Consider the following 20110-nt stretch of genomic DNA (forward strand, 5'->3'; position numbering starts at 1 on the left):
TCTCCTATTATTCTTAGTAATATTTATTATTATTTTTATTCTTCCAAGGCCTCAGAATAATGGTTTAATAAACTCTGCTTTAAATTCCATAGATTCCAAGAAAGATCTATATAATATGCATGGGGATTTTGTAATCTTAAAACTTCTGGCCATAAATTAGAAACTTCTCTAGCAGAAAAAGCTTTTATTTCCATAACTGAAGGAGAGTTATAAATAGGTTTTCCATTTTCAAATATTTTAACCATAAGATCTTTTACATAGTAATTTTTTAGTTTTGTCTTTTTCCAGGTAAAGATTTGATTAAATATCTCAAGTGGTCTATTTTCATCAATTACCTCGTCATGTAGTGTAATTAAATCTGCAATGGCTTTATGTGTTGTTTTATCAAAAATCCTATATATTTTTTTAAATGCAGGATTAGTTATTTTTTCTTCGTTTTCACTAATTTTTATTTTTGGTATTATAACTGAATCGTTTTCAACAGCAACTAATTTATAGACGCCGCCAAACACTGGTTCTGATCTTGCAGTAATAAGTCTCTCGCCAACACCAAAGTTATCAATTTGTGCCCCGTTTTCTAAAACACTCTTTATTATATGTTCATCAAGGGAGTTAGAAATCGTTATTTTTACATCTGAGTATCCAGCTTCATCTAGAATCATTCTTACTTTTTTAGTTAAATAGGTAATGTCACCGCTATCTATTCGGATTCCTTTAGGCCTTTTGCCCATTGGTTTAAGTACCTCATCAAATACTTTTATGGCATTTATCACACCAGAGCGTAGTACGTTATAAGTATCTATAAGAAGCATGCAGTTGTCAGGGTAAGTTTTAGCCCAAGATTCAAAGGCCTCGTATTCCGTATCAAAAAGTTGTACCCAACTATGAGCCATAGTACCAATAGCAGGAATATCAAACATTTCTTCAGCTATGGTGCAGGCAGTACCAGAACAACCACCAATAACAGCAGCCCGAGCACCATATATGGCACCATCATAGCCTTGAGCACGTCTAGAACCGAATTCCATAACAGGCCTACCTAAGGCAGCTCTACATATCCTACTTGCTTTAGTGGCTATTAAGGTTTGATGATTTATTGTGAGTAGCACCATTGTCTCAACAAATTGAGCTTGTATAACAGGTCCTTTAACTATAACTAGGGGTTCACCAGGAAAAACAGGATAGCCCTCTGGTATTGCCCATACATCGCAACAAAATTTAAAATTCTTTAGGTAATCTATAAAGTCTTCTGAAAAAACATCTTTTCCTCTTAAATAGGATAGATCATCTTCTGAAAAACTTAAATTTGAAAGGTATTCAATTAACTGTTGTACGCCGGACATGATGCAATATCCACCACCGTCAGGTATTCGTCTGAAAAACATATCAAAGTATGCTATTTTATCTCCAACATTATTATCAAGATAAGCGTTAGCCATGGTTAATTCATAAAAATCTACTAGCATTGTTAGATTTCTTTCATTTCTCACATTAAAATCTTTTGAGTATTTCATAATTTTTCCCCTTTGAAATTTAATAAAAGTATATAATGGAATTATAACATAATTCCAATTTATTAAGTACTTATGATTAATAAAGAGAATTTTGGGTATAAACATAATATATGACATAACTATAGTAGGTGAAAGAAAGTGGAAACAAAACGTATTATGGATAATAAAGTATTTAAAGATAAAATAAATACAAATTTAAGTCAGGAACAAAAGGCAGCGGTTTTTTCTGAAAACAGAAATTTATTAGTTACGGCAGGACCGGGATCGGGTAAGACAGTAGTTATCGTTAATAGAATTGTTTATTTAATAAACCATAAAAAAATAAACCCTAAAAATATTATAGTAATTACTTTTACAAGAGCTGCGGCAATTAATATGAAAAGGAGATATGTTGCTATTAATGGAAGTGAAAGAGTTCCGTTTTTTGGAACGTTTCATGGCCTGTTTTATAAGATTCTTAAAAACTATTATGGCGAGATAACTATAATTAATACGCTAGAGGTATATAAACTTATAAAAAATGTACTAATGTCTTATTTAGATGAAGTTAGTGACGAAAAAGTAAAGGAAGTAATAAATAATATTTCTGTGTTTAAGACTAGTTCCGATGATCTGGAAAATTTCTCTTCAAGTATTGATAAAGGAATCTTTACAGCAGCCTATAATATTTACGAGCAGTATAGGAAAGAAAAAAACTTATATGATTTTGATGATCTTCAAATAGGTTGTAGAGACTTGTTTATAAAAGATTACACACTGCTTAAGGGTTATAAAAGCTTATTTAAACATGTTTTAGTTGACGAATTTCAAGATTGTGATTCCATGCAAGTGGAAATACTAAAACTTATAAATGAAGGTAATTCAATTTTTGCTGTAGGTGACGAGGATCAGTGCATTTATGGCTTTAGAGGATCAAATCCTGAGTGTATGGTTAAGTTTTCAGATCATTTTCAAGGGGGAGGGAAATTACCCTTGTCCACTAACTATAGATGTCCGAAGAATATAGTGGAAATATCCATGAGTATTATAAAGAATAATAGTATGAGAAATGAAAAAGACATCATAGCGTTTAAGCAGCGAGATGGTGGCATTTCTGTACTAAATAATGTAAATGAAAATTATCAGGCAGAGGAGATTAGTTGCATCATTGAAAAACGCAATGGTGTACAGGATAAAAATTATAGAGATAATGCAATATTGTACAGAACAAATGTAGAGTGTAGAAGTCTAATAGATGTTTTCATTAAAAAAAGAATCCCTTTTCTACTTTTAGATAAGGAATATGATTTTTTTGAGCATTTCATTTGCAAAGATATAATAGCATATTTAAAACTCAGTATTGATAAGACGGAAAGAGATAGTTTTCTTCGCATAATTAATAAGCCCTTTAGATATATAAGTAAATTAAATTTAGATAAATTAAGAAGAAATTCTGTAAAAGATGATTGTTTTGAAATGGTAAAGGATATAGAAGGTACACCAGTGTTTCAAATGAAGATGTTAGATAAATTAAAAAAAGATATTCATAGTTTAAATAAAATTTCATTAAAAAGTGCCGTAGACAATATAGTCTTAAGTATTGGTTATCATGATCATATTAAAGAGTATTGCACAAAATTTAAGATTGATGTAGTTGAGATGGAGGACGTTATAGACGAGTTTAGACAATCAATAGAAGGCTATAATTCTATAACGGCTTTTCTTGCACATGTAAAGCAGGTTAAAGAGGAGATTAAAAGGCATAAGAAGAGTACAGAGGATGATGCGGTGATACTTAGTACAATTCATGGCGTAAAGGGTATGGAGTTTAAGAACGTATACTTGATTAACTGTAATGAGGAAAATATCCCACATGTAAATAGCATGGATAAAAACATAGAAGAGGAAAGAAGACTATTTTATGTAGGAGTTACAAGAGCTATAGATAATGTTTGGCTGTGCATTTCTAAAAATATAAAAGGAAAAGTAAAAGAAACCTCACGATTTATTGTGGAGTGCAATATTATAGGAGAAGATGGTACAAATTTTCCTTTTAAAGAGGGAGATACGGTGCTGCATAAAAGTTTTGGCAAAGGAAAAGTAATTTCTATTACAAATAATGATTTAGAACTTAAGTTTGAAGGGGGAATTATAAGAAAATTTGATGCTAAGGTACTATATAATAATTCACTAATATCAAAAGTTTAAAGTTTAAAGATTACTTTTTATATTTTGTTTTGGGTTGTAAAGTGGAAAAATAACACATATAATGTAATGGTAGGCTATATTTTACATCTGGTATGAATATATGTACTATAAGAGGAAAATGTTTATTTAGGAGGAGTTTTAATGGTTGCCTTTAAGAAAATGTGGGAAGATGTAGGATTGATTTTGTCCAATGGAGATTACTCAGATATAAAAATTTTAGAAAAGTTTAATTGTGGATTTACAGTTAAAGAGCGAGATAATGTAATCTTTATTACAAGAGATGATTTTGTGGATTTTTGGTGTAAGTTACTGTATTATAATGAATTATCCTTAGAGCAGGTTTTAAAAGATGATAAATCAAAACCAAAATACATTTACACTATTGTAAAACAGTTACCTTATATATCAGAAAATTCTGGAGTAATTAAGTTAATGCAGTAGTTTTGTTGAATATTGCAATATTATGTTATATAATTTTACTAAGCTCATATGTTATTAATATGAGCTTAGTATTTTTGTGAGGAAGAGGTATAAAAATGGATATCACAAATGTTAATAAAGAGAAACTAATATTTGCTTTAGATATAGGAACAAGATCCATTATAGGAACAGTTGGAGTAATATCCGAGAAGAAATTTGAGGTTCTTTCCGAAAGCTATATAGAACATGAGGATAGAGCTATGATTGATGGTCAAATTCACGATATTGACTCCGTAGCTAGTGGAGTGAAAAAGGTAAAAAATGAATTGGAGAGTAACCTAAATATTTCCTTAACTAAAGTAGCTATTGCTGCTGCGGGAAGATTTTTAAGAACAACTACAATAAAGGCTGAAATAGAAGTAGATGGCGATAAGGAAATTAATAGAGAAGCTATTAGAAGTTTGGAGATTACTGCGGTTAAAATGGCGGAGGATGAAGTTATTAAATCTACACAAGGTAAGCTTTATTGCGTAGGCTATAGTGTTAAAAATTACTATTTAAATGGTTACGTAATTTCAAATTTAAACGCTCACAAAGGTGAAAATATCGGAGTAGACATTATTGCCACCTTCCTTCCACGTTCAGTGGTTGATAGTCTTTATGCTGTTATGAATAAGGCTGGACTTTCTGTTGTGAGCTTAACATTAGAGCCAATAGCAGCTATGGAAGCTGCAGTACCACAAAATTTACGGCTTCTAAACTTAGCATTAGTTGATATTGGTGCAGGCACTGCGGATATTGCTATTAGTAGTAAAGATAGTATAAGTGCATATGGTATGGTACCAATGGCTGGGGACGAGGTAACTGAAATAATAGCTCAATCCTATTTGGTAGATTTTAATACCGCCGAGAGAATTAAAAAGCAGGGAAGCGGAGAAGAAAAAATTGTATTTATAGATGTATTAGGCCTTGAAAATGAAATAGAGCCTGAAGAAGTATTAAAAATAATTAACCCAATAGTTATTAAAATTGCAGAACAAATTGGAAATAAGATAATTGAATTAAATGGAGGCAAAGCCCCTAATGCTATATTTCTAGTAGGAGGGGGAGCACATACGCCTTTTATCAAAGAAAATCTTGCTAAAGTCCTAAATCTACCAATTCAAAGAGTTGCAATTAAAGGAAGAGAAGCAGTAGTTGATTGCATATGTGATCCTAGCCTTGGAAGCATTGGAGTTACTGTTTTAGGTATAGCACTTATATCAGTAAAGAGATTAGGAAATGATTTTGTTGATGTCACAATAAACGATAAGATTGTAAGCCTTTTTAATGCACATAAGCATACTGTTATGGATGTAATGGTGCAAGAAGGTATTAACCCTAAAGTATTAATTGGTAAGAATGGTAAGAATATCAGATTCACGGTTGATGGAATAAAACGAGTTGCCTTTGGCAGCTTAGCTAAAGGGGCGGAAATAAGAATAAATAACTCCACTGCAAATATTGATTCTGAGGTAATAGAAGGGGATGTCATAGAAGTTTCTTTTTCCATTGATGGAAATAGCGCTGAGCCTAAAATTATTGATTTTGTGAAGAATATTCAAGTTGTGAGTTTTTATTTTGATGATGAAATACGAAATATTGAGCCTGTAACATTCATTAATGGAAAAAGAGCTCTAATAGATGCAATAATTAATGAAAATGATGATGTAAATATAGAATTTTCAGCTACAATTCAGGAATATATAAAATATTTTGGAAATGAAGATAGTGGTTTAATTTTTATGATGAATAATAAAAAAGTTCAGAAGGAATATGTTATTAAAGAGGGAGATAGAATATATAGTGTAACGTTAAAAAAAGAGAATACTAATGAACATGTTCAGGTTAAAGATGTGCATAATAAATTAGACGCAGGATTAAAAGAGCTTGTAGTGGAGGTTAATAAAAAAAATATTACTCTTAAAAATAAAGAAAAATATATATTTGTGGATATATTTAATTATGTAGATTTTGATTTGTCTAAATCAAAGGGAAACCTAATCCTTACGCTAAATGATATTAAAGCTAGCTATTATCAGCCACTAAATAATGGAGATGTAATTCAAATATATTGGGATAACTAGTAATAGTTTTTTCAAGCGAACAATAAGTGGAGAGGTGTGTAAAATTTGAATTTTTTAGAAATGGCAGAAAATATTCATAGTCAGTTAGTAGATATAAGACGAGACCTTCATAAGAACCCAGAACTCGGTTTTGATTTATATAGAACTTCGCAAAAGGTAAAAGACTTTTTAGTAACGGAAGGTATTGAATATTACGCAGTAGCAGGAACGGGAATTTGTGCTATTATTCGTGGCAAGGGCGAAAAGACTGTTGCACTAAGAGCAGATATGGACGCACTTCCATTAGATGATAGGAAGATATGTGATTATTCTTCTACAGTTAAAGGTAAAATGCATGCTTGTGGACATGACGCTCATACCACTATACTTCTCGGCGTGGCCAAAATATTAAATAGCATGAAAGAGGAAATTCCGGGAAATGTTAAACTTTTTTTTGAACCAGCTGAAGAAACTACTGGTGGTTCAAAAATAATGATTAGTGAGGGAGTACTTTTAGATCCTAATGTGGATGCTATTTTTGGACTTCATGTAGAAGAATGGTTAGAGGCTGGAACTGTTGGTTTAAAAAGAGGTGTAGCCTATGCAGCATCCAATCCATTTACTATAAAAATAATAGGTAGTGGAGGACATGGTGCAAGTCCACATATGACAATTGATCCTATTGTAATAGCTAGTAGTGTAATTGTATGCCTTCAAAATATTATAAGTAGGGAGATTTCTCCTACAGATCCTGCAGTACTTACTATAGGGTCTATCCATGGAGGCACAGCTGAAAATATTATACCTGAGGAAGTTATAATATCTGGAATTATTAGAACTACAAACATCGAAAATAGGCAGTTTGTTAAGAATAGATTAATTGAAGTAGTAGAAGGCATAGTTACATCCATGAGAGGAAGATGTGAGATTGATATTAGGGAAAGTTATCCTTGTCTTTATAATGATGATAAGCTAGCGGGAATGTTTGAAACACTGGCAAGTGAGGTTATGGGAGAGGATAATGTTTATAAATTGGATAAGCCGACTATGGGAGGGGAAAGTTTTTCTTATTTTACTATGGAAAGACCATCGCTATTTTATTTTTTAGGAAGTGGAAATCTGCAAAAAGGTATAGTACATCCTGCTCATGGTAGTTTATTTGACATAGATGAGAGTTGTTTATCTATAGGCGTAGCTATGCAATGCAAGTTAGCTTATGAATTTCTATTGGATTTGTAACGATATTAGTATATAATTGATGCTTGATGTGATTTTTTTAAAACGTAAGGTGATTTATTAGAAAATAAATTGGATTATAAGCGGAAGTCGTCATTATATAGAATGCAAATAGGAGGAAACATATGAGGATAGAGATCGGAGTAAATGAAGCAGGACAAAGAACAGATAAATTTATGAGAAAAGTACTAGGTGATGTACCATTAAGTAAAATATATAAAGCTTTTAGAAAAGGTGATATTAGAGTTAATGGTAATAAAATCAAGGAAAAACATTCACTAGTACAAGGTGATATAGTTGAAACAAAATATATTACAAGTGAATTTAAAAAAGAAGAGTTTATTAGAATTGATAATAATCTAAAGATAACTTTTGAGGATGCAAATATATTAATGGTTGAAAAATGGCCAGGAGTTTTAGTTCATTCTGATAAAAAGGGTGGAGAAGCTACTTTAGTAGATTATGTCCTTTCTTATTTGTTTGACAAGGGAGATTATAGGCCTGAAAATGAAATAACCTTTACGCCAGCACCTTGTAATAGACTCGACAGAAATACTTCAGGTATAGTTATGTTTGGTAAAAACTTTAATTCTCTTAAACTTTTAAATGAAATGGTAAGGGAAAGAAGTGTTGAGAAATATTATATGGCACTAGTAAAAAACAGAATCAAAGATGGTGTTTATGAAGGGTATATACGTAAAGATGAGGATGCAAATATCTCAGAGGTATACGACACTAAGATGCCAAATACAAAAAGAATAGCCATGGAAGTTAAAAACATAGAAAGTTGTGGTACATTCTCACTAATAGATATTAATCTTATAACAGGAAGAAGCCATCAGCTACGTGCTCATTTAAGTCATTTAGGAAATCCTATTGTGGGTGATCCAAAATACGGTGAGAAAAAAATGAATAGTTTCTTCCAGAACAAATATGGTTTAGATTATCAGTTTTTATATGCTTATAAGGCAATATTTAAGAATTGCCCAGAGGAACTATCTTATATGGAAAACAAGACCATTGCAGAAAGTTTACCTCCAGTACTTAAGAAGATTAAAAAGGATGTATTTAAATTTTAAAGGGTGGGTTTAATGAGTGAAAAAGTGAACTTAAATAAACAGTCTACCTCAAAAGGCTTTGCCATATTATCTGCAGCGGGTTTTATGGTTAAGCTTTTATCTTTGCTCTATGTACCTTTTCTACTTGCGATATTAGGAGACGTAGGATATGGTATATATGCCCGTGCATACCCTATATTTGTATACATGTATGTATTAACAAATGCTGGTATTCCGGTGGCTATATCCAAGATGGTATCGGAGCTCATAGCTGTAGGAAATTACAAAGATGCGGTGAAGACTTTTAAAATAGCTAGATTTTTACTTTTAATATTAGGCACAATTATGTCACTATTGATGCTGATTTTTGCAGGGAATTTAGCGGTTATGGCAAAAAGTTCTAATGCCAAATTGGCAATTATGGCTCTTGCTCCAACTATTTTAATCTCATCTGTATTATCAGCGTATAGAGGGTATTTTCAAGGAAGAGGCAATATGACTCCAACTGCTATATCGCAGGTTTTGGAGCAAATTGCCAATACTGTATTTAGTTTAATTTTTGCAGCATATTTTATAAAGTATGGATTAGCAGCAGGTGCTGCAGGTGGAACTATTGGTACAACTCTAGGAGCATTAGTTGCAGCTATATATATGATTCATGCTTATAAAAAAAATAAAGTCTTCAGAGTTCCTAAAGGACATAATAAGTTAGTTATAAAAAGATTTACTACTAAAAGATTAGTGAAAAGGTTAATAAGTTATGCTATGCCGATGACAATATGTTTAGGATTACAACAATCAGGATTACTAATTGATATAAGGATAGTTCAATCAAGACTGTTTGACTCTGGATTTGTTGAGAGAGAGGTTACTATTTTATGGGGTGTTTTAACCCAATATACAACATTAATAGGTGTACCTATAGCTATTATTTCATCTCTGGCTATAACTATTTTACCTTCTATATCTAGCTTAGTGGCACTTGGGGACAAAAGAGCCGTTCGGTCTAAAATTAATTATGCTTTTAGGCTATGCTTTTTAATAGCAGTACCTTCAGCATTTGGACTTGCGGTTTTAGCTAAACCTATAATATATCTTCTTCACTTTGGTTCTGATGTTTCAAGATTACTGACCTATGGGTCAGTGGTAATAATACTTATGGCTGTGGTCAGTATTCAAACTTCAATTCTACAGGGTCTAGGGAAACTATATGTGGTTACTATTTATGCGGTAATAGGATTAATAGGGAAAGTTATTGTTAATTATATTTTTGTAGCAATTCCGAGTTTCAACATATTAGGTGCTGTTCTAGGTAATGGAGTGAGTTTTGCAATACTTTTGATACTGAACAATATTACTATGAACAAAGTGCTAAGGATTAGAATAAAGCTATTTAAACATGCAATTAAACCTATAATAGCATCAAGTATTATGGCAATAGTTGCAAAACTCATGCATGGGTACCTTGAATTTAGTTTTAGTTTTATAAAAGAAGGAATTTTTGCCAATGCTATGGCTATAATAGTTGCCATATTCTTATCCATGCTAACTTATTTCTTCATATTAGTGATTATAGGTGGAATAACTAAAGAAGATTTGGAAGGGTTTCCACGTAAGATTACGAAACTCATACCGGTATTTATTTTAAAAAAAATCAGGTAGGAAATTTAAATATGAATAGTAAAAGAAATAAGTCTAGGGCTTTTTAGAGCATTAGACTTATTTACTATTTTTTGAAATAATAAAAGAAAATAATATTAGGGAGAACCCAGTAACAATAATTACTATATTTTTAGTGATAAACATAGAATTTGGTATAGTATTATCTAAAATTTTAAGTATGAAGTATAAAAATATGCTAAGACAAACATTAATTATAATTTCTGTTATTGAAAACTCTAGATAACAGCTTTTTTTGATTGCAATAAAATTCAATATAAAGCTTACTATAGAGGTTACAAGGAGAGTTATTCCGTAGCCTAAAATACTCATACCTGGAATACCTAAGAGTATATATAGTAGCACAAGCTGTAAAATAGAAGTTATTAGAGAATTTATTAAAATTGTCTTTTGTTTACCAAGTCCGTTTAGTATTCCAAAGGTTGAACCAGCCATATACATGAATGGTGCGCTTAAGGCGGCAAGACGTATGTAGATGCCTAGGTCATATCTGTCGAAAAATAGTTTTCCAAGGGAATCACCAGTAGATAAACATATTATAAGAGTGGATACGCCCAGCAAAAATGAAATTTTTATAACCTCCACAACTCTGTCCTCTAAAGCGTGATAATCATTTTTACTAATACTTTTAGAAATATCTGGAGTTAATATGGTTGCCATAGACATTACAATAATAAAAGGAAAAAATACGATGCTCATAGCCATGCCTGCAAATTTACCGATTAAGGATAGAACCTCCGTGTATTCAAGACCTGCATAAACTAAGCGCCTAGGCACAATTAAGGTGGATAGTGCAGAAATTGCAGTGGTTAAAAAACCGTTAAGGGATAGTGGCAGAGAAACAACAAGGACATTAAATAGGAGTTGAGCTCTTCCTTCAGCTTTTTTAGTATACTGCTTGAATTTATTTTTACTTTTTTTATAGAAGGCATATAACAAAACAAAGCTTATAAATTCCCCAACGGATAAGGCAATGTAAGTAGCGGTTACAGTAGATGTTACATTTTTGAGTGTAAAGAAATTTATTATTCCAACTAATATCACCATTCTTACGGTTTTTTCAACTATATCTATTATTGCAGGTACTTTAACATTTGAAATACCATAGAAATAACCTTTGTATATAGATGAAAGAGCAACAAAGATTAAAGCGGGGCAAATAACTAAAAGAGAATATAATGTCCTTTGGTCTTTTATTATGTAAGTACTAATGAAGGGTGAAAAAACGAAAACTGATACAGCTATTAATAGAGCCCAAATAAAATCGAAAACAATGGCAGTATGTATAGTTTTGTTTAAATTGCCATAATCGTTTAGTCCGAAGTAAGATGAGGCTTCTTTTGAAATAGCTGTTACCATTCCACCACAAATAAGACAAATGAATAAATCATAGATTGGCATTACAAGGCTATAAAGACCCATACCTTGTGCTCCAAGTTTTTTAGAAAGTAGAATCGCAAACATAAATCTAAGTATACCGCCAACTAAATTTGAAACCGTAAGTATTATTGAATCTCTATAAAAAGTATCTTTTATCATGGATGGATCCTCCTTGTTCTTGACCCTGACCTATAACAGTTATTAATTATTTGTATGTGTAGTGATTGAATTATATTCTATAAGGTGGATAAAACTTGCATTCTTTTTAAAATAAATAGTTGATGTGGTTTGACATTAAACTGATAAAATTGTATAATACCAAGTGTACTAGGAAAATATAATTGAAAATTCAATATAATTCGAAAAGAAATTAATATAAAATGCTTTTTACATAATATATAACAGAAATTAATACATAGTTTTACACGATATGAATATTTAGGGGGATTAAAGTGAGCGAACAAATTGCGCAACAGTCAGTGAAATCATCTTTTTTTAAAAAACAATTTTTTAATTTTAAAATTAATGAGGCAATTAGAAATTGTAATAAAATTAGTGAGTATTTGCTAAAAAAGAACTATTTAAGTAAATATGATAGTAAATTAAGCTTAATAATTTCTGATGGGGTTAGTAGTGAAGTGGATGATAGTTATTTATTATATAAAGGATACAATAAGGATGGAAGCTTAAAACCTATTCGAAAATTTTCTGTTGTAAATAACGAAATACTAGAATATAAGAGTGATATTATGGGCGATATTATTGTTATAGATTTATATGAAAATAGTATATACTTACATAGCTATATTAATGATAACCAATTTATTACTGGGTATTTAATCAAAGAAGAAATAAAATCTTCTAATAATACACTGATTTTCAGTAATGAAAAGATTAAAATAAACCTTAGGAATATAAATAAATTTGATACGAGTAGTGTGGTTGATGATTTTGTAAATAAATATATTATATAAAAAACTCTCCTTAGGGGGAGTTTTTGTGTTAAAATATTCTTATTAATGATTGTTGTAACCAAAAAAACATGGGGGTATAATAGAAATATGAGATGTTTGATTTGTGGTATGGATATAAATATAAAAAATTTTAATATAAATAATAAGGGCCTACTGGAAGATAACAAGAGTAAATGTATTAAATATTGTCCGTTTTGTGGTGTAAATGCTAAGTATATAGTTGAAAGCGAAGAGTTATTTGAGGCCCCTTGTGAGTGCTTAGATCCTAGTAATTTAGTAATACTTGATCATGCTATGAAACTTGAAATATTTAATTCCGATTTTTATAAATCAGCAGCGCTTCTTGCGAGTAGCATAGAAATTAAAGAAACTTTTGAAGCACTTTCAACGATTGAGCGGATGCATGCTATAGTGCACATGAAACTAGGTGGATTCAAAGAATTGCCTAAACTTGTAAGCATAGATTATAGTAAACATAAGACTGACCAAAGCCTAATGAACCTGGCAGAAGATAGAGAAATTCATGCATCGCGGTTTTATGAAAAAAATATAAAAAAAATTGTTAATCCTAATGTTAAACAAGTATTTATTGCACTATCAGAAGTTGAAAGGGATCATATAAAAATTGCCAAAAGTAATTAACGCCTTTTATTAATACATATACTCTAATCTATGTAAATATATATAGATTAGAGTATTTATAATTTAGGGGGGAAGTATGAAAAAGACCATTGGATTTATAGTTATTTTAGCCACAATGGCTTTTGCACTATTTTCAATGAAAGGTTTCCTTACAGAATATAAGATTACAGTAAAAGATGGAGGTATAAAGTCACAAATACTTTTTAAAGGATTAAATGAAGCGGTAGATTTTACTGTGGACAAAGAGGGAAACTACTATATAGCTTTCAAAAATAGCATACAGTGTATTGATAGTGTAGGAAAATCATATGATATATTTGAAGATAAGAAATTGAGTATAAACAGTTTGGATTATAATGATAAAATATTATATTATGCATCAGGGACTGGAGTCTACTCTTATAATTTAATATCTAAAGAAGATAAACAAATAATTAAGGACATACCTAATTATGGAGATTATAATAAGAGTTTGATTAAGATTTATGGTGATTATATATTTGTTACTATAGGTGCTGCAACAAATTCTGGAGTAGTAGGTCCTGATAATAAGTGGTTAGAGGATTATCCTGTAAATCATGATATTTCTCCAAAGAAAATAACAGTTAAAGGAATAAATTTTACAAAAGAAAAAACTGGAGCATTTGTTCCATATAAAACTAAAAATATAAAAGGGCAAATTATTACGGAACATGTGCCAGGGAATTCTTCAATTATAATCTATAATTTAAAAACAGGAGCAAAGGCAAATTTTGCTTGGGGTATAAGGAATATGAAGGGCATAGATATTAACAGTGAGGGTAAAGTAGTGGTTACTGTGGGAGGGATTGAGGATAGAGGTTTAAGGCCAGTAAAAGGTGATAGTGATTATATATACCAGATTAAAAAAAATGCATGGTATGGTTTTCCAGATTATACGGGTGGAGATGAAGTTAGTTCCCCTAAATTTAGTGGATTAAATAACAGCATTATACCTTTTATTTTAGATAAACACCCTACAACAAATCCCAAAGCGCCGATTTATCAACATAAAGCAGTAGATAGTTTAGTTAGTTTAGCAGTTGATACAAAAGGAATATTAGGAGACTTAGGTTGTATATATTTCTATGAAAAGAATGATAATAGTATATATAGTCTGAATAGTTTGGGTGTGCTTAAAGAAAAAATTAACTTTGAAAAAGGTACTTATATATCTAGTATTAAGTTTTTTGATGGTCTAATAGCGTTAGATTCTACAAATGGATATCTTGTTAGAATAGAAAGAATTAAAGTGGATATTATAGAAAGTGGAACGAAAAGGTTTAGTTACTACTTATTAATAGTAGTGGTAACTTTAATAGTTAGCATACTTGTTGCTTTAAGCAAAAAGAGGTAAAATGTAGGTGGATTTATAATAAATTAAGAGGTGAACATTTTGAAGAATAAAATCGAAGCTACTTATGGGAAAACATTAAGAGGACTTATGATAACAGTAAATCCAATTAAAAAAAAGGTTATGAAAACTCATTGTATTGTCCATAAATTTATAAATATTCAAGCTATCGAAATATTGAAAAATAAGGGCTATAGTGAAGTCCATAGCTTTTACAAGGGATATATAAAAGAATTAAATAGCGGAGTAGCATGGGCGGATCAAGATTTTAAAAGCACAAATCACTTTTATCATCATGTTAAGGGAACTGGTCTATATGGATTTTCAAATGCCTTGACAGAATTTGAAAAGTATTATAAGTGTGCTTTGAAATTTATAGAAGCAGGAGATAAAAAGCAAGCGCTCTTTTATTTTGGAGCAGCTTGTCATTTAGTTCAAGATGCTACAGTTCCCCAACATGTGAACAATAAGCTTCTAAAAAGTCATAGAAATTTTGAGCTTTGGATTATAAGTAGATTAATGAGTGATTATTCTTTTCCTATTTTCAACGAAATTATAAATGAAGAGAATATAGAGGATTATATAAAGAATAATGCATTATTTTCTAATAAAACATATTTAGCTTATGCCAATGTAAAAAATAGAGAAGATAGATACAAAAAAATATCTACACTAATTGTGCAAAGATCACAAAAGACCACTGCTGGCTTAATGTTAAACTTTTATAATGAAATTAATAAATAATTCCTTTATATTAAAGGAATTATTTTGTTTTTGAAGAATAAATAGAACATGCAAATTATATTTACGAGGGGGTCAATAATTGAAAAAGGAGGTTTTTATAAGTTTAGAGAAAGAAATTTTTAAAGGTAACATATTAGATATAGGATTTTCAAACCATGGGATTATATATAATATATATAAACAATATCTTGATGATAGCAGCAGTATAGAGTATTTAGAAGGCAAAGAGGAAAAGATAAGAATAGAAAAGGGTCAATATGACGTTTGCGCACTATTCCTTACTTTAAGTGACATGAAATATGCACATACTAGAAAGAAAATAATAAAGGATATATATGAATTTTTAAAACCAGAAGGACTTCTATATATATGGGACATAGATAAGGGATTTTTCAAAACTTTTAATTCAACAATAAAAGTGGTCTTGCCTGATAAAAGTACCAAACAAATATCCACAAAAGATTTTAACATATTTAAAAATAGTTCTAAGGAAAATACAATAAAAATTTTAAAACCTTATTTTGAAGTATTAACACTTAAAAATTCAGATAATATCTATTATATGATATGCAAAAAGAAAGGAAAATCAGAAGATGAAAGTAATCCTAGTAGGAATTAATGCAAAATATATTCACAGTAATTTGGCAGTAAGGTATTTAAAAACATACGCTGAAGATCTAGATTATGAATGTGATATTATGGAATTTTCAATCAATGATAAGGTTGATAGAATTTTAGAGGAGATTTTAAGGCAGAAGCCTAATCTTGTGGCGTTTTCTTGCTACATATGGAATATTCAATACGTTAAGAAGATAGCATCACTTATAAAGCTTGTAGATAGTAAAATTGAGATTCTTTATGGTGGACCAGAGGTTAGTTATGACTCTGAGGCTTTTCTTAAAGAACAACCAGGCGATTACGTAATAGAGGGTGAAGGCGAAGTAACATATAGTGAACTTATTAACTTGAAAATTACCCATAAGAACAATTGTAAGACTAGTAGTGACAATGAAAATAATATTCAAAATATTTTAGGATTATATTATAGAAATAATGGTATTATAGGTTATAATGGTAAAAGACCTTTAATGGATATGGATGAGATTATTTTCCCATATAATGATGAAGAACTTACTAATAAAATAGTTTATTACGAAGCATCCAGGGGATGCCCTTTTAATTGTAAATATTGTCTTTCATCTACTACGCACGGAGTTAGATTTTTAAATACTGAAAGGGTAAAAAGAGAATTGAAATTCCTTGTTGATAAAAAAGTAAGACTCATAAAGTTTGTTGATAGAACATTTAATTGTAACCCGAAATTTGCATTAGAGATTTGGGAATACTTAATAAATCTAGATACTGACATAACTTTTCATTTTGAAATTTCAGCGGATATTCTAAACAGACAGGAGTTAGACGTTTTAGCTAAGGCACCAAAAGGAAGATTTCAATTTGAGGTTGGGGTACAAACAACAAATCCCGTAGTACTTAATAATATAAATAGATTTGTGAATTTTAATGATATAAAAGAAATAGTGGAAGAACTAGAAGGAATGAGAAACATCAATCAGCATTTAGATTTAATAGCAGGTCTTCCTGGAGAAGATTATGAGTCTTTTAAAAAATCCTTTAATGATGTTTATAATATTCATTCTGAAGTAATACAATTAGGATTTTTAAAGTTACTTAAGGGCTCAGATATGACAAATGAAGCGAAGCAGTGGGGGATGGTGTATGCACCTTATCCACCTTATGAAATTTTAAAAACAAGGGATATAAGTTATGATGAATTAGTAATACTAAAAAAGGTAGAACAAATGCTTGATAAATATTATAATTCACAAAAATTTAGCACTATTTTAAAATATTTTGTGGAAAAATTTAGTACACCATTTGAATTCTATTATGAACTAGGTCTATTTTGCCATGAAAGTGGATATTTAAGCAGAAGTATTTCTTCGGTAGATTATTATAAAATATTTATTGAATTCAATGAGTCGGTGCTTAAAGAAGACAATTTTGTTTTAAAAGAAATTGTGAAATATGACTATCTTAAATATAACAAAAAAAAGTGGTTGCCAGATTTTTTAACTAGAGATTTAGATAAGGCAGTAGAAAGAACAATTAAAGATATAATAGTACAAAGTGACAGTGTGAAAAATCTAAATAGCATTCATGTTGAAAAATTTATGATTAATATTTTGAATTATATAGATAATAATACTATTGTATACGAAAATCATTACTTAGTTTATGATATTAATAGTGATATAATTGATGTAACTAATCTTGTAAGTTCAACTATAAAACCACTTTAAAACCGCTTTTGTGACATGAAAGTGATATAATATTGTGAATATTAGTTGAAATCTGAAAAATGAGTTGAAATTTATACTTAAAATTAGTATAATAAAACTAGAGTGATTAAGGTGTAATTAATACTACATAAAGTATTAATAGTTAACTATGGATGTTTTAGTAAACTATTATAAAAGGTGGTGATATTTTGGCATTAGAAGCAATAAAGAATATAAAAAAAGCAGAGCAGCAAGGAGCAGAAATTATAAATAAGGCAATTTCAGATAGCAAGGATAGTTTAAAAAAATCTCAGATTGAAGCTCAGGGGCAATATAAAAAGATTTTAGAGGATGCAAAAGGGGAAACTAAAAAAATAATTGAAACTGCTAAGCAAGAAGCTGAAAAAACTTCCGAACCAATTTCTGAAAGTGGCAAAACAGAAGTGGATAGTATACTAAATTTGGAAAATGAAAGATTTGAAAAGGCTGTTAATATAGTGGTTGAGAGGATAGTGAAAAATAATGGCAATAGTTAAAATGAGTAAATTCACATTGTTTGCCTTTGAATCACAAAAAGAAACTTTGCTAGATAGCCTTCACAAATTTGAAAATGTTCAATTTATAAACCTACAAGAATTTGAAGAAGAACATTTACAATCACTTGTAAAAGACTCAGAAAAAGATAAAGTTTCTTATATAGAAGGTGAGCAGGCCAAAGTAAAATTTGCCCTTGAACTATTACTAAAGCATGCAGAAAAAGAAGGTGCTATAAAATCTTTAGTAAAGGGTAAAAACTTATTGAATTATGATGAGTTAGAAACTTTAGCTAAAAAATCAAACTATGAAGAGAATTACAAAAAAATAAAAGATAAAGATTCTGAATTAACCAAAATGAAAAATGAAAAAACTAAAATCAATACTGAAATAGAAGCATTAACTCCTTGGAAAACACTAGATGCTACGTTCAATGATTTAAAGCAGTTAAAGTCTTCTGTGTTTCTAATGGGATCTCTTCCAAAAGCATTTAAAGATACTTTTAGAGAGAAATTTGAAAGTGAAATTCCATATTCATATTTAGAAGTTATTAGTGAAGTAAAAGACGAAATAAATGTAATCGTACTAATATATAAAGAGTATGAAGATGAAGCTAAAGAGATACTTAAACAAAATAGATTTAATGAAATTACTTTTGCATATGATGGTACTCCAGCTCAGATTGTTTTGGATTCAAACAAAAGATTAGCTGAAATAACAAAAGAGGAACAAAGAATAAATGTGCAAATAAAGCATGACTGTGATTATATAGAAGATTTTAAAGTAGTATATGAATATTTATCAAATAAACATATAAAGGCTACAGCATGCGAGAATTTCTTAAAAACAGAGTCTGTAGTTGCTATAGAAGGATGGGTACCCACAGATTTAGCAAGTGAACTTGAAGACGTTGTAAAAGCTATAACAAAAGAAGATTTTTATTTGGAGCTAAAAGAAGCTTCTAAGGAAGATCTTGATGTACCTATACTTCTAAAGAATAATTCAATTGTAGAACCTTTTGAGTCAGTAACATCAATGTATAGTTTACCTCAGTATTCAGAATTAGACCCAACTCCATTACTTACTCCCTTTTATATGGTATTCTTTGGGATGATGGTAGCTGATATTGGTTATGGCATAATAATGTTTGTAGCTGCGCTAATGGCATTAAAGAAATTCAATTTAGATCTGGGTCAAAAAAAGTTTGTTAAGTTTTTCTTAGTATTAAGCATACCAACAACTATTGCAGGTGTTGTTTATGGAAGTTTCTTTGGAGATTTAATTCCGCTAATATCTAATAATAGCATAATAAAGCCCGAAGTGGATTTAATGATGATATTGGCAATATCAATAGTACTAGGTGTGTTTCAAGTTTATTTTGGTCTTGGAGTAAAAGCTTATATGTTAATTAAAGATGGCAAGCCAATGGATGCTGTTTATGATGTTCTAACATGGTACTTCGCATTAACTGGTGCTTTTTTATTCATAGGCGGTCCACTTGTAAAATTAAGTGCAACTGTAAGCAATATGGGTAAATGGGTTATGATAGCTGGTATGGTTGGACTTATATTAACACAAGGGAGAGAAAGTAAAGGCTTAGGCGGAAAAATCGGTGGAGGAATATATGGTTTATATGGTATTACCGGTTACATAGGAGATTTGGTTTCTTACTCAAGGCTTATGGCTCTCGGCCTTGCAGGTGGATTTATAGCATCTGCATTTAATACCATTATTAGAATGTTACCAACACCATATAATATTATTTTAGGAGCATTCATATTTGTGGGTGCACAAATGTTTAATTTATTCTTAAGTGCTCTAGGTGCTTATGTTCATAGTGCAAGACTTCAATATGTAGAATACTTTAGTAAGTTTTATGAAGGTGGCGGAAAAGCCTTCAAAGCTTTTAAACCAAAAAATCAATATGTTAATGTAAAAAATGAAATGAAAATTTAAGGAGGAAT

16 protein-coding genes are annotated in these 20110 nt (G+C 30.2%); 14 read left to right on the forward strand and 2 right to left on the reverse strand.

Going from position 1 to position 20110, the window contains the following annotated elements; translation table 11 throughout:
• Window positions 1-35: 35 nt before the first annotated feature.
• Window positions 36-1514, reverse strand: a complete 1479-nt coding sequence (locus ACREWB_RS08190; protein WP_431546965.1) for a nicotinate phosphoribosyltransferase — start codon at window positions 1512-1514, stop codon at window positions 36-38.
• A gap of 138 nt (window positions 1515-1652) precedes the next feature.
• On the opposite strand from ACREWB_RS08190, the gene ACREWB_RS08195 reads away from it, so the two are divergent.
• The 6 genes from ACREWB_RS08195 to ACREWB_RS08220 all read left to right on the forward strand — a co-directional run bounded on the left by ACREWB_RS08195 (window position 1653) and on the right by ACREWB_RS08220 (window position 10182).
• On the forward strand, window positions 1653-3701 hold the full coding sequence (locus ACREWB_RS08195; RefSeq protein WP_431546966.1) for an ATP-dependent helicase: 2049 nt from the start codon (window positions 1653-1655) through the stop codon (window positions 3699-3701).
• Window positions 3702-3842: 141 nt separating this feature from the next.
• On the forward strand, window positions 3843-4142 hold the full coding sequence (locus tag ACREWB_RS08200) for a hypothetical protein (protein ID WP_431546967.1): 300 nt from the start codon (window positions 3843-3845) through the stop codon (window positions 4140-4142).
• 95 nt (window positions 4143-4237) lie between these two features.
• Window positions 4238-6247, forward strand: a complete 2010-nt coding sequence (locus tag ACREWB_RS08205) for a cell division protein FtsA (RefSeq protein ID WP_431546968.1) — start codon at window positions 4238-4240, stop codon at window positions 6245-6247.
• Between the two features lie 60 nt (window positions 6248-6307).
• Window positions 6308-7465, forward strand: coding sequence for a M20 metallopeptidase family protein (locus tag ACREWB_RS08210; RefSeq protein WP_431547165.1), 1158 nt, complete (start codon window positions 6308-6310; stop codon window positions 7463-7465).
• Window positions 7466-7587: 122 nt separating this feature from the next.
• Window positions 7588-8541 carry a pseudouridine synthase gene (locus ACREWB_RS08215; RefSeq protein ID WP_431546969.1) on the forward strand — a complete coding sequence of 318 codons (954 nt, stop codon included), beginning with the start codon at window positions 7588-7590 and terminating at the stop codon, window positions 8539-8541.
• Window positions 8542-8553: 12 nt separating this feature from the next.
• Window positions 8554-10182, forward strand: a complete 1629-nt coding sequence (locus tag ACREWB_RS08220) for a putative polysaccharide biosynthesis protein (RefSeq protein ID WP_431546970.1) — start codon at window positions 8554-8556, stop codon at window positions 10180-10182.
• A gap of 57 nt (window positions 10183-10239) precedes the next feature.
• Here ACREWB_RS08220 and spoVB read toward each other — a convergent pair whose 3' ends face one another.
• Complete coding sequence (gene spoVB, locus ACREWB_RS08225; protein ID WP_431546971.1) at window positions 10240-11739, reverse strand: stage V sporulation protein B; 1500 nt, start codon at window positions 11737-11739, stop codon at window positions 10240-10242.
• Between the two features lie 293 nt (window positions 11740-12032).
• Between spoVB and ACREWB_RS08230 the strand changes: the two genes are divergently transcribed.
• From ACREWB_RS08230 to ACREWB_RS08265, 8 genes are all read left to right on the forward strand, one after another.
• Window positions 12033-12554 (forward strand): hypothetical protein, encoded by a 522-nt coding sequence (locus ACREWB_RS08230; protein WP_431546972.1) that lies wholly within the window; start codon window positions 12033-12035, stop codon window positions 12552-12554.
• An 87-nt stretch (window positions 12555-12641) separates the two neighbouring features.
• Window positions 12642-13196: a ferritin-like domain-containing protein gene (locus tag ACREWB_RS08235; RefSeq protein WP_431546973.1), complete on the forward strand. Its 555-nt coding sequence runs from the start codon at window positions 12642-12644 to the stop codon at window positions 13194-13196.
• 76 nt (window positions 13197-13272) lie between these two features.
• A complete protein-coding gene (locus ACREWB_RS08240; protein WP_431546974.1) occupies window positions 13273-14571 on the forward strand; it encodes a PQQ-dependent sugar dehydrogenase family protein in 1299 nt (432 codons plus the stop codon).
• Between the two features lie 39 nt (window positions 14572-14610).
• On the forward strand, window positions 14611-15312 hold the full coding sequence (locus ACREWB_RS08245; RefSeq protein ID WP_431546975.1) for a zinc dependent phospholipase C family protein: 702 nt from the start codon (window positions 14611-14613) through the stop codon (window positions 15310-15312).
• A gap of 79 nt (window positions 15313-15391) precedes the next feature.
• Window positions 15392-15931 (forward strand): class I SAM-dependent methyltransferase, encoded by a 540-nt coding sequence (locus ACREWB_RS08250; protein ID WP_431546976.1) that lies wholly within the window; start codon window positions 15392-15394, stop codon window positions 15929-15931.
• Window positions 15906-17633, forward strand: coding sequence for a B12-binding domain-containing radical SAM protein (locus tag ACREWB_RS08255; protein ID WP_431546977.1), 1728 nt, complete (start codon window positions 15906-15908; stop codon window positions 17631-17633). Before ACREWB_RS08250 ends, ACREWB_RS08255 begins: the two co-directional genes overlap by 26 nt.
• A gap of 188 nt (window positions 17634-17821) precedes the next feature.
• A complete protein-coding gene (locus ACREWB_RS08260; protein WP_431546978.1) occupies window positions 17822-18148 on the forward strand; it encodes an ATPase in 327 nt (108 codons plus the stop codon).
• Complete coding sequence (locus tag ACREWB_RS08265; protein WP_431546979.1) at window positions 18135-20102, forward strand: V-type ATP synthase subunit I; 1968 nt, start codon at window positions 18135-18137, stop codon at window positions 20100-20102. Before ACREWB_RS08260 ends, ACREWB_RS08265 begins: the two co-directional genes overlap by 14 nt.
• Window positions 20103-20110 lie beyond the last annotated feature (8 nt).

It is taken from the genome of Clostridium sp. (genome assembly GCF_050717635.1).
GTDB lineage: Bacteria > Bacillota > Clostridia > Clostridiales > Clostridiaceae > Clostridium_AD.

Bases quoted from the DNA above. Each gene is read 5' to 3' on its own strand.
- ACREWB_RS08190 (WP_431546965.1), bottom strand. From the start codon at position 1,514: ATGAAATACTCAAAAGATTTTAATGTGAGAAATGAAAGAAATCTAACA.
- ACREWB_RS08200 (WP_431546967.1), top strand. From the start codon at position 3,843: ATGGTTGCCTTTAAGAAAATGTGGGAAGATGTAGGATTGATTTTGTCC.
- ACREWB_RS08205 (WP_431546968.1), top strand. From the start codon at position 4,238: ATGGATATCACAAATGTTAATAAAGAGAAACTAATATTTGCTTTAGAT.
- ACREWB_RS08210 (WP_431547165.1), top strand. From the start codon at position 6,308: ATGGCAGAAAATATTCATAGTCAGTTAGTAGATATAAGACGAGACCTT.
- ACREWB_RS08215 (WP_431546969.1), top strand. From the start codon at position 7,588: ATGAGGATAGAGATCGGAGTAAATGAAGCAGGACAAAGAACAGATAAA.
- ACREWB_RS08220 (WP_431546970.1), top strand. From the start codon at position 8,554: ATGAGTGAAAAAGTGAACTTAAATAAACAGTCTACCTCAAAAGGCTTT.
- spoVB (WP_431546971.1), bottom strand. From the start codon at position 11,739: ATGATAAAAGATACTTTTTATAGAGATTCAATAATACTTACGGTTTCA.
- ACREWB_RS08235 (WP_431546973.1), top strand. From the start codon at position 12,642: ATGAGATGTTTGATTTGTGGTATGGATATAAATATAAAAAATTTTAAT.
- ACREWB_RS08240 (WP_431546974.1), top strand. From the start codon at position 13,273: ATGAAAAAGACCATTGGATTTATAGTTATTTTAGCCACAATGGCTTTT.
- ACREWB_RS08255 (WP_431546977.1), top strand. From the start codon at position 15,906: ATGAAAGTAATCCTAGTAGGAATTAATGCAAAATATATTCACAGTAAT.
- ACREWB_RS08265 (WP_431546979.1), top strand. From the start codon at position 18,135: ATGGCAATAGTTAAAATGAGTAAATTCACATTGTTTGCCTTTGAATCA.